The sequence below is a fragment of the Devosia psychrophila genome (assembly GCF_000971275.1).
In the GTDB taxonomy this organism is placed as follows: domain Bacteria; phylum Pseudomonadota; class Alphaproteobacteria; order Rhizobiales; family Devosiaceae; genus Devosia; species Devosia psychrophila.
The window spans coordinates 1-8,585 of the sequence record NZ_LAPV01000033.1 but is presented as its reverse complement, the minus strand read 5'-3'; the positions used below and the strand labels follow the sequence as shown (position 1 = coordinate 8,585).

Genomic DNA, 8,585 nt, shown 5'->3' with positions numbered 1-8,585 from the left:
GCATAAATCCCCGCCACCCCAATTTCCCCATTCCCGGCGGCCCCACACTCCGGGCAAGAGGCTGGCGCCAGGAAGCCCTCTTGCGCCTCCTCGAAAACGTCCTCGCGGTTGGTGAAAACCCCGACGAACTCATCGTCTATGCCGCGCTGGGCAAGGCCGCGCGCAACTGGGCCAGCCACAAGGCCATCGTGCAAACCCTGCTGCGCATGGATGAGGACCAGACCCTCATCATCCAGTCCGGCAAACCGATCGGCCTGCTGAAAACCCACGACAAGGCACCGCTGGTCATCATGGCCAACTGCAACATCGTCGGCCAATGGGCCAAAGCCGAGGTATTCTATGAGCTGGAGAAAAAGGGCTTGATCTGCTGGGGCGGCCTCACCGCCGGCGCCTGGCAGTATATCGGCTCCCAGGGCGTCATCCAGGGGACCTATGAAATTTTCATGCGCATCGCCGAAAACCGCTTCGGCGGCTCGCTGGCCGGCCGCTTCATCCTCACTGCAGGCCTCGGCGGCATGGGCGGCGCGCAGCCGCTGGCGGGTCGCATGGCGGGGGCGGCGATCCTCTGTGTGGATGTCGATGCGGAGCGCGCAAAAAAGCGCCAGGACATCGGCTATCTAGAAGAGATCGCGCCCGATCTCGATACCGCCCTCGCCATGATCGACAGGGCCGTCGCCGAAAAACGCGCCACTTCCATCGGCCTTGTCGGCAATGCAGCCGAAATCTATCCCGAAATCGCCCGCCGCGGCATAGTCCCCGATATCGTCACCGACCAGACCTCGGCCCATGACCTGGTCTATGGCTACGTCCCCAAGGGCATGTCGCTCGATGAGGTCAGGCGCCTCCGCGTCGAAGGCCCCGGCCAGTTAATGGCCGCCAGCCGCGCCTCCATCGTCGACCACGTCCGCGCCATGCTGGCCTTCCAGCAGGCCGGTTCGGAAGTGTTCGACAACGGCAACCTGATCCGCACTCACGCCAAGGCCGGCGGCGTCGAAAACGCTTTCGACATCAAGATTTTCACCGAAGCCTATCTGCGTCCGCTGTTCGCCCGCGCCATTGGCCCGTTCCGCTGGATGGCCCTGTCCGGCGATCCGGCCGACATTGCCAAGATCGACGACAAGTTACTTGAATTGTTTCCAGACAACCATATCGTCACCAACTGGATCGCGCTGGCCCGCAAGCACGTCCCCTTCGAAGGTCTGCCTGCCCGCATCGCCTGGCTCGGGCATGGCGAGCGCACCGCGCTGGCTCAGACGGTCAACCAGATGGTCGCCGACGGCACTTTGGCCGGTCCGGTCGCCTTCAGCCGCGATCATCTCGATGCCGGCGCCATGGCCCATCCCAATATCATGACCGAGAATATGAAGGACGGCTCCGACGCTATCGCCGACTGGCCGCTGCTCGATGCAATGCTACTGTGCTCGTCGATGGCCGATCTGGTGGTGGTCCATTCCGGCGGCGGCGGCTACGCCGGCTACATGACCTCGGCCGGTGTCACGATCATCGCCGATGGCACCGAAGCGGGTACAGAACGGCTAATACATGCGCTAAGCAACGACACCGCATTGGGCGTCATGCGCTACGCCGATGCAGGCTACGAAGACAGCCTAGACGAAATTGCGCTGAAAGGCATCGGCTACATTCCGGTCGGATGACCCAAACTTGAACGGCCCGAGGCAACGGATGGGCTGGGGCGTGGTTCTATCTTCATGAACCAACGGAGTATCCCCATGATCCGCGCCGCTCATTTGCTAACCAGCACGCTGCTGACTAGCGCTTTGCTCGCCGGCTCTGCCTACGCTCAAGCCGAAACCGCACCACCCAACGCCCCCGATCAGAAACCGGTGTTCGCAGCCCAGACCCGCGCGCCAACACCTGCGCAAGCCACTGCCGTCACTCAGGAAATCGTCGCGGAGGGCCTGCCGCAGCTATGGTCGATGGAGTTCCTTCCCGATGGCCGCATGCTGGTCGCCGCCAAGGCCGGCGCCATGCACATCGTCAGCGAAGCCGGCAAGGCCGGTCCAGAAGTTACTGGTGTGCCTGAGGTGGATAGGGACGGGCAGGGCGGTCTGCTCGACGTCGCCCTCGCCCCTGATTTCGAGGCCAGCGGGTTGATTTATTTCTCCTTTTCGGAACCCCGCGACGGCGGCAACGCCACGTCGGTCGCGTCGGCCAAGCTGGTGAAGGATTTGGCCAACAACACCGCCGCTTTGGAAGACGTGAAAGTTATCTTCCAACAGATGCCAACCTATGACGGGGACAAGCATTTCGGCTCCCGCCTGGTTTTTGGCCCGGAAGGCGAACTCTACGTCACCGTCGGCGAGCGCTCCGATGTCGAGACCCGAATTCAGGCTCAGGATATCGCCAGCGGCCTCGGCAAAGTATTCCGCATTGACGCTGCCGGCGCGGCATTAGCGGACAATCCATTCGTCAATCAGGCCGGTGCGCTTCCTGAAATCTGGAGCCTCGGCCACCGCAACATGCAGGCCGCGGCGCTCGACGGTGAAGGCCGCTTGTGGACTGTGGAGCACGGCCCTAAGGGCGGTGACGAACTCAATCGGCCCGAGGCTGGCAAGAATTATGGTTGGCCTGAAGTAACTTACGGCATCGACTACAGCGGTGCGCCTATCGGCGAGGGCATCACCGAAAAGGCCGCGACCGAGCAGCCGGTGTATTATTGGGATCCGGTGATCGCACCCTCCGGCATGGCCTTCTATGACGGCGATGAGTTCCCCGCCTGGGACAATTCGTTCCTCATCGGCGGCCTGGTCTCGCGCGGCCTCGTCGTGGTGCATCTGGAAAATGACCAGGTCGCCACCGAAGAGCGCATTCCGCTCGACGCGCGCGTGCGCGACGTCAAGGTGGGTCCCGACGGCGCAGTCTACGCCGTCACCGAAGACCCCGAAGCTGGCACATCCCAGATCATCCGCGTCAGCTCTGGCGCCTGATGAAAACAGGTCGGCGGGTCATTGACCCGCCGATTTTTCTAGCCCTTCGCTACCTCGTTGCGCCAGCTGTACTGAGGAGAAAATCCCAGCATTCGCTTGGCTTTTTCAATTGATAGCAAGGTGCCGTTCGCGCTTAGATTGCCCCTGGTCGGCACGCCTGGAAACACTTCGGCCAGCAATGACATGTTCGAGCGGTTCATCACCGTATCGGCGTTGGCGATGATGAAGGCCTCGAAGCCGGTGAAGTCGGCCTGGATTGAGCGCCGTACAGCCTGTGCGCCATCACGGGCGTCGATATAGCCCCATAGGTTCCATTTGCGACTGTGCGGATCGGCGTCGAACTTGGGAAAGGCGGCGTAGTCTTCCGGGTTCATCACATTGGAAAAGCGCAAGGCCAAGATGCGCAGCGACGGGTCCCAGCGGCAGAATTGGGCTGCCATGGTTTCGTCGAGCAGCTTGCCGAGCGAGTAGGCGCTTTCGGGGCGTGGGTAATACTCTTCGTCCACCGGCGCATAGGGCGGCGGCGTGTCGAAGGGCAGGCCGAGCACCGTTTCGCTCGAGGCAAATACGATATTCTTGATGCCTGCCAGTCGGCTAGCCTCGAAAACGTTGTAGGTGGTGGGGACATTGTTGGCGAAGGTTCGGGCATTGGCGGCCAAGCCTGGCGCGGGAATTGCGGCCAGATGCACCACGGCATCGAACGGTCCCTTGCGCTCGTCGACGCCGCCAAGAATGGCCGCTGCGACTTCGCCGAAGTTGGTCAAATCGACGCGAATGCTGGGGCAGATCGGCTCGGGCAGGGCCTGTTGGTCGAGGTTCAGAACTTCATAGCCATGCGCCACCAGGTCTTTCAATACAGCGCGCCCGAGTTTGCCGCTGCCGCCCGTCACCAGAACTTTCGTCATCATAGAACTCCCATTTTTCTCAAGTGTGCCACACGCGGCGCGTCAGATGAACGGATTCTGAACGGACTTATCACGATCAGTTCAAAGCGGGTCGGGCAGGTTGGCGTCAACAACCGAAACGTGCCGGGGGACAAAATGACCAAGCATCAGGAAAAACTTCTCGTCGCTGCACTGTGCGGCCTCGTCATCGCCGCAGCCGGCGCCTTTGCCGTGCAGCCCGCTATGGCAAATAACAATCAGGCGATTTCCTCCATCCAGCATGTCATGGTGTCCACCGCGGTCAGCTGATTTTCCGTTTCGTGCCGACCTCCTTCCCATGCTCTGTTGACTTTTCCGGTCCTGCGCTGTTCCTCAACCACAGCCTGGACCGGAGTTTTTTCTGATGGATGCCAATCCCATTCTTGCCGAAACCATTCGCGGCAACTGGGTCGAGAACCGCCACCGCGGCGCTTATGTCGTGATGGACGCCGACGGTGCCATCATCGCCTCGGCCGGCGACATCGAGCGGCCGGTCTTCCCACGGTCGGCGATCAAGTCGATGCAGGCGCTGCCGATTTTTGCGCGGCATGCGGAAGGCAAATTCCACCACAGCGAGGAAGAGCTGGCCCTCGCCTGCGCCAGCCACCACGGCGAAGATGCGCATGTCACGACAGCCAATGGCCTGCTGATGCGTATTGGCCTTTCGGCCGCCGACCTGGAATGCGGTGCCCATGCCCCCACCAATGCCGCAGCGCGCGATGCCTTGCGGGCGTCGGGTGCGGAGCCGAGCCCATTGCATAACAATTGTTCGGGCAAGCATTCCGGCATGTTGAGCGTGGCGCTTGCCATGGGCGTTCCGACAGTTGGCTATGTTGGCCGCGAGCATGAGGTGCAGAAAGCCGTCCGCGCCGCGGTTGAAGCGGTGATCGGGGAAAGCCTGACGGAAGACAGATGCGGCACGGATGGCTGTTCGATCCCGACCTTTGCCGCGCCACTGCGCGCCTTTGCCTATGGCTTTGCGCGGATGTCCACCGGCAAGGGGATTTCCGATGAACTTGGCTATGCCGCCAAGCGGCTGTTCGATGCCGCGACCAGCCATCCGCATCTGGTGGCTGGCACAGGTCATGCCGATACCCTGCTGATGGCGGCGTTCAAAGGGCGGCTGATGCAGAAGGTCGGTGCCGAAGGCGTGCAATGCGGCGCCATTCGCGACAAGGGTTGGGGCTATGCGCTCAAATGCGACGACGGCAATATCGCGGCCAGTCAGGCCATGTTGGCCGGTGTGTTGCTGGAGTTGACCGATCCCGACGACGAACAGCGCAAGCTGCTGAAATCGCTGGCGCACCAGACGATCAAGAGCGTGCGCGGCGCGGAAGTCGGTGAGTTGCGCGCCGCACAGGCCTAGCGCGAACGCTTCGCAACGCGCGTGCTTGGGAAAACAGAGTTACGAGTTGTCCCGCGCTGACGCGGGCGGCTATAAGAACGCAACTCAAAGGTGACCGCGCCCATGCTCGTTGATGACAAGATCTTTCTCGGAACCAGCACGCAGCCCGAGTACCTGGCGCTGAAATATGGCAATCGCCACGGCCTGGTGACCGGCGCCACCGGTACCGGCAAGACGGTGACCCTGCAGGTGATGGCCGAGGGTTTTTCGGCGGCGGGCGTGCCAGTGTTTGCAGCCGACATCAAGGGCGACCTGAGCGGCGTGGCCAAGCAGGGCGCGGCCCAAGGCTGGCAGACCCAGCGCGCCGCCGATATCGGCTTCACCGACTACAAGGACGACGTGTTCCCGGTGATCTTCTGGGACCTGTTCGGCCGGCAGGGCCATCCGATCCGCGCCACGATCTCCGAAATGGGGGCGCTGCTGCTGAGCCGCCTGTTGCAACTCAATGATACGCAGGAAGGCGTGCTCAACATCGCCTTCAAGCTTGCAGACGATGAAGGCCTGCTGCTGCTCGATCTGAAAGATCTGCGCGCCTTGCTGGTCGACATCCAGGAGCGATCCAAGGAAATCTCGACCCTCTACGGCAATGTTTCGGCCACCTCCATAGGCGCCATCCAGCGCTCGTTGCTGGTGCTGGAACAGCAGGGCGCCGAGAATTTCTTTGGCGAACGGGCGCTGGAAATCGCTGACCTGATGCGGATTGACCGCGACGGCAAAGGCTTCATCTCCATTCTCGCCGCCGACGAGTTGATGCGCTCGCCACGCCTCTACGCGACGTTCCTACTTTGGATGCTGAGCGAGCTATTCGAGGAACTGCCGGAAGTCGGTGACGTCGACAAGCCCAGGCTGGTGTTCTTTTTCGACGAAGCGCATCTGCTGTTCGACGACGCGCCCAAGGTGCTGATCGACAAGGTCGAGCAGGTGGTGCGGCTGGTGCGCTCCAAGGGCGTCGGCGTGTATTTCGTGACCCAGAACCCGATCGATATTCCCGAATCGGTGCTGGCCCAACTGTCCAACCGCGTGCAGCACGCCCTGCGCGCCTATACGCCGCGCGAGCAAAAGGCCGTGCGCGTTGCCGCCGAAACGTTCCGGCCCAATCCGGCTTTCTCGACCGAAGAGGTCATCACCCAGCTAGGTATCGGCGAGGCGCTGGTTTCGGTGCTCGAAGCCAAGGGCATTCCCTCGATTGTCGGTCGCACGCTGATCCGGCCGCCTTCGGCGCAGGTCGGGCCGCTGCTGCCCGAAGAGCGCCGCGCCATTATCGCCAATTCGCCGGTCGCAGGGCTTTACGACGCGGCGGTCGATCGTGATTCGGCTTTCGAGGTGCTGGCGAGCAAGGCGCGTGACAAGCAGTTGGCGGAGCAACGCCAGCAGCAGGACGATGATATTCGCAAGACCGAGCGGACCTATCAGGAGGCTGCGCCTACGCGCCGTGCCTCGACCCGCCAGAGCCCTGCAGAGGCCGCGATGAACTCTCTGGCGCGCACCGTTGCCAATCGGCTCGGCAGTGCGCTGGTCCGGGGCATTCTTGGCGGGTTGAAACGAGGACGATGAGCATGACGGAACCAGAAAGTACCGCGCCAGTCATCGCCGTTTTTGCCTCCGACAAAGGTCCGGGCGATCCCGAACGCGCTTCGATCATGAGCCAGACCGGCACCTATTTTGCCAAGCGCGGCGCCCGCATCGTCTGCCTGGCTGAAAACGGCATCATCCCCGTGCCGCTGATCACCGCGGCCCGTGCGGCTGGCGGCCATGTGCAGATCATTGCCGACACCAGCATCGTGTTGCCGCCAGCCTTGTCCGGCGTCACCATGGATGTGTTGTCGATGCGCGAGGAGCGGCTGGAGCGTCTGGCGCAGTTGGCGCAGGCCTATGTGGCACTGCCGGGATCGCTGGCTTCAGCATCGGCACTGTTCGGCACCTGGGCAGCCGCCAGGCTGCAAGGGCGCACCCCACCCGTGGTTATGCTCAACCGGCACAAAGCCTATGAAGTGATCCGCGGCTACGCGGCAGATGTTCTGTCGCCGGGGCTCGTAGGATATGACCGCGCGGTGCAGTTCGCAGATACGATCGAGGACCTGTGGGCAAGGCTGAGCCGGTTGATCAGCGAAACACGGTAGGATCGTCTCAACTGACACCAAGCCCACCCAGAAGCGCGATGCCTCGGCCTCTACCGCGTTCCATTGAGCTCTTGAGCAACAACATACTCGATGTCATCCCGGCCTTGAGCCGGGACCCATCCTGAGATGGGTGTCTTGCCGCAAGGTGGTCGTGCCGATGCCGGCGACCTTGCGGCTGTGGAGCTATATCGAGATGGGCCCCGGCTCAAGGCCGGGGTGACACCGTGGGTTGGGTTTAGGGTGGTGCTGACTGCATCGCCGGATGAAGGGCTTAACCCTCCAGCCCCGGATGCCTTGGTTTGCGGCGGTCGGGGAAGAGTTGAACGACATTGTCCGAGGTGCGGCGCGTTGGCACCGGCTGTAGAGCGGGCATGGAAATGCGGTTGCGGCGGTCGGGGCCGCGATAGCCGCCTAGGGCACCGACGACACTGCGGCCGCGCAGGCGGGCCTGGATGCGCTGCAGCAGGTGGCGCGGCGACATTGGCTTGATGATGACTTCGTCAATCCCGGCGCTGATCGCCTGGTGGCGCATCGGCGGCGTGATGGTGCGGGTCAAAGCGATCACCGGCACATCCTGGCTGATCAGATCATCATTCAGGCGGATGCCTTCGACCATTTCATAGGCCGGGCGGCCTTCGCGGTCGAAGTCGCAGACCAGCATGTCAACCGGGGCGATCCGCATATAGGCGATCAGGTCGATTTCGCTGTCGAACTGGCGCACGTTCAGATGCGAGTCGCCTGCCACCACCATCGCCAGCAGGGACGACAGAGCAGGATTTGCCGCAATGATGGCAACGACCTTGGTGGAAACTGGCAACGACACCCCCGGATAGTAAACGAACCGTTACCATGATCGATACCGGGGATGAAGGGGCGGGCTCGGTAAATGGCTAATGGTCGGGGGAAACACATGAAAAAGCCCGCCAGCGTAGTGCGCGGCGGGCTGATTGCGAAGGTGAGTTTTTGTTGGTTACCCCCACCCTTTTCTCTTATACACATCTACAAAAAAAAGATGCACTGATATAATACCTACTATCTCTGATTTCTCGGTAATCTCAACGACAAAGCACCGTGCTAGTCGGATGTGTCTGGCGATGCCATCGTGATCGGTTCCGACGGTGCGTCTCGCGCGATCCTTGTAGCCATGCGACAGCGCTGTAACGTCAAAGTTCACATCCTCTATCTACCT

Annotated in this window: 8 protein-coding genes; 6 read left to right on the top strand and 2 right to left on the bottom strand. The window is 61.9% G+C overall.

Translation table 11 applies throughout. The features are described from left to right. The first annotated feature begins 2 nt into the window (after positions 1-2). Both ertB and WH91_RS03030 read left to right on the top strand, forming a co-directional pair. Complete coding sequence (gene ertB / locus WH91_RS03035; RefSeq protein ID WP_046169550.1) at positions 3-1,655, top strand: thiourocanate hydratase; 1,653 nt, start codon at positions 3-5, stop codon at positions 1,653-1,655. 75 nt (positions 1,656-1,730) lie between these two features. Beyond that, positions 1,731-2,948 (top strand): PQQ-dependent sugar dehydrogenase, encoded by a 1,218-nt coding sequence (locus tag WH91_RS03030; RefSeq protein ID WP_046169549.1) that lies wholly within the window; start codon positions 1,731-1,733, stop codon positions 2,946-2,948. Positions 2,949-2,986: 38 nt separating this feature from the next. Here the strand turns inward: WH91_RS03030 and WH91_RS03025 are convergent, their stop codons facing one another. Next, on the bottom strand, positions 2,987-3,853 hold the full coding sequence (locus WH91_RS03025; protein WP_046169551.1) for an NAD-dependent epimerase/dehydratase family protein: 867 nt from the start codon (positions 3,851-3,853) through the stop codon (positions 2,987-2,989). Positions 3,854-3,988: 135 nt separating this feature from the next. Between WH91_RS03025 and WH91_RS24520 the strand changes: the two genes are divergently transcribed. The 4 genes from WH91_RS24520 (at position 3,989) to WH91_RS03010 (ending at position 7,396) form a co-directional block, all read left to right on the top strand. Then, a complete protein-coding gene (locus WH91_RS24520) occupies positions 3,989-4,141 on the top strand; it encodes a hypothetical protein (protein ID WP_158409504.1) in 153 nt (50 codons plus the stop codon). Positions 4,142-4,235: 94 nt separating this feature from the next. Continuing rightward, complete coding sequence (locus WH91_RS03020; protein WP_046169548.1) at positions 4,236-5,237, top strand: asparaginase; 1,002 nt, start codon at positions 4,236-4,238, stop codon at positions 5,235-5,237. A 102-nt stretch (positions 5,238-5,339) separates the two neighbouring features. After that, positions 5,340-6,830 carry a helicase HerA-like domain-containing protein gene (locus tag WH91_RS03015; protein ID WP_046169547.1) on the top strand — a complete coding sequence of 497 codons (1,491 nt, stop codon included), beginning with the start codon at positions 5,340-5,342 and terminating at the stop codon, positions 6,828-6,830. Positions 6,831-6,832: 2 nt separating this feature from the next. Continuing rightward, positions 6,833-7,396, top strand: a complete 564-nt coding sequence (locus WH91_RS03010) for an LOG family protein (RefSeq protein ID WP_158409503.1) — start codon at positions 6,833-6,835, stop codon at positions 7,394-7,396. A gap of 271 nt (positions 7,397-7,667) precedes the next feature. Here WH91_RS03010 and WH91_RS03005 read toward each other — a convergent pair whose 3' ends face one another. Next, positions 7,668-8,213, bottom strand: a complete 546-nt coding sequence (locus WH91_RS03005; protein ID WP_046169545.1) for a response regulator — start codon at positions 8,211-8,213, stop codon at positions 7,668-7,670. Positions 8,214-8,585: the final 372 nt, after the last annotated feature.